Raw genomic sequence first — 1,811 nt, forward strand, 5'->3', positions numbered from 1 at the left:
AGGGACTTGCACCCTCTAGATTAATAAACTACCTTTCGGTAGTCAAAAGATGCCCATGCTGGGCACACACAAAATATATAATTTATTGCTAGTACTCGCCTACTTACGAAAATCCTTAGGGGATTTTCTATTCCGTTTTTATTTACTTAATTTAGTGCTTCAAAAATGCAACAAACCATATATAAATCGTTGTGTTTCATACAAAATTACGAATTTGAAAAAATAATTTAGAAATTTAAATAAAATATGTAACTAATTCGTTACATTTGTAATATGAGAGAAATCGATATTACAGAAGAATGTTTGGACTTTATCGACAACCAAAATAAAAAGGTTGAACTAAAATTCTTCCAGCTAATTGAAGTTATTGGAGAAATAAAAATTGTTAATTCTAATTTTCTAAAAAAATTACAATCAACAAAATTTTATGAATTACGTATAAAAGCAGGAAATGAATATCGAGTTGTAATCTTTGCTATCGACCATCTAAATTTTAATGAATCAACAAAAGCTGTCTGCTTATGTGGTTTTCAGAAAAAAGGAACTAAAGATTATAAAAAAGCTATCAAACAAGCAGAAAAAATATTAGAAAATTATCTAAAAGAAAAGTAATTATGGGAAAATCAATAAACGCAAAAGAATTAATAGCTAAACGATACGGAAAAGAAGGCTCTAAAGAACGTGAAGAATTTAGAGAAAATGCTTTTTCTTATTATTTTGGTGAAATAATAAAAAACAGAAGAAAAGAATTGCATATGACTCAAGATAATTTGGCTGAAAAAGTGGGAAAAAAAAGACCATATATCTCTCGAATTGAAAATGGAGAAGATATTCGATTATCTAACTTTGCACTTCTTGCCAATGCTTTAGGATTATCAATTAAATTAACAGCTGAATAAAAGTACGAAAACACAACAGCATATATAATTTATTGCTAGTACTCGCCTACCTACGAAAATCCTTAGGGGATTTTCTATTTCGTTTTTATTTACTAAATTTAGTGCTTCAAAAACGCAACAAACCATATATAAATCGTTAGCTTTCATTAACAAAAAAATGCGCAAAATTGGCAAAATAAAGCGTTTTCCTAAAGTAGAATCCTGATAAATATTACGCAATTAGAAAAGGAATCGTAAAGCAGCAGATTCTGACAAATAATTACGCAAGAATCTGTCTGTAATTATGAAATGAAAACGGCGGAATTTCAACCTGTTTATCCAATAGAAACGGAATCGTAAAGCAGCAGATTCTGACAAATAATTACGCAAGAATCTGTCTGTAATTATGAAATGAAAACGGCGGAATTTTAACCTGTTTATCCAATAGAAACGGAATCGTAAAGCAGCAGATTTTGACAAATATTACGCAAGAATTTGCCTATAATTATGAAATGAAAATGGCGGACTTTTTAGCTCGTTTGCGCAATCGGAAACGGAATCGTAAAGCAACAGATTCTGACAAATATTACGCAAGAATCTGTCTGTAATTCTGAAATGAAAATGGCGGACTTTTAGCCTGTTTGCGAAATTAGGAATGAAAATTTAGACAAGTTAAACGCCGAATAAAAACGCTGAAAAATATGTGGTTTTATATCGGTATTTTAATTGTAAAAAAGGAAAAATAAACGAAAAGCTAACAAAATATATAATTTATTGCTAGTGCTCGCCTACCTACGAAAATCCTTAGGGGATTTTCTATTCCGTTTTTATTTACTAAATTTAGTGCTTCAAAAATGCAACAAACCATATATAAATCGTTAACCTACATTAAGCCAAATTACACGCAATATTGGCAAAAAAGCGGTTTAAAAA

The 1,811-nt window shown here is 29.9% G+C and carries 2 protein-coding genes; both read left to right on the plus strand.

All coding sequences use genetic code 11. The annotated features are described in order from the left end of the window. Positions 1 to 273: 273 nt before the first annotated feature. A complete protein-coding gene (locus tag DPIF8902391_RS09255; RefSeq protein ID WP_101916122.1) occupies positions 274 to 612 on the plus strand; it encodes a type II toxin-antitoxin system RelE/ParE family toxin in 339 nt (112 codons plus the stop codon). A 2-nt stretch (positions 613 to 614) separates the two neighbouring features. Beyond that, positions 615 to 899, plus strand: coding sequence for a helix-turn-helix domain-containing protein (locus tag DPIF8902391_RS09260; RefSeq protein WP_100945805.1), 285 nt, complete (start codon positions 615 to 617; stop codon positions 897 to 899). Positions 900 to 1,811: the final 912 nt, after the last annotated feature.

Source organism: Tenacibaculum finnmarkense genomovar ulcerans (assembly GCF_900239495.1).
GTDB classification, from domain to species: Bacteria; Bacteroidota; Bacteroidia; order Flavobacteriales; family Flavobacteriaceae; genus Polaribacter; species Polaribacter ulcerans.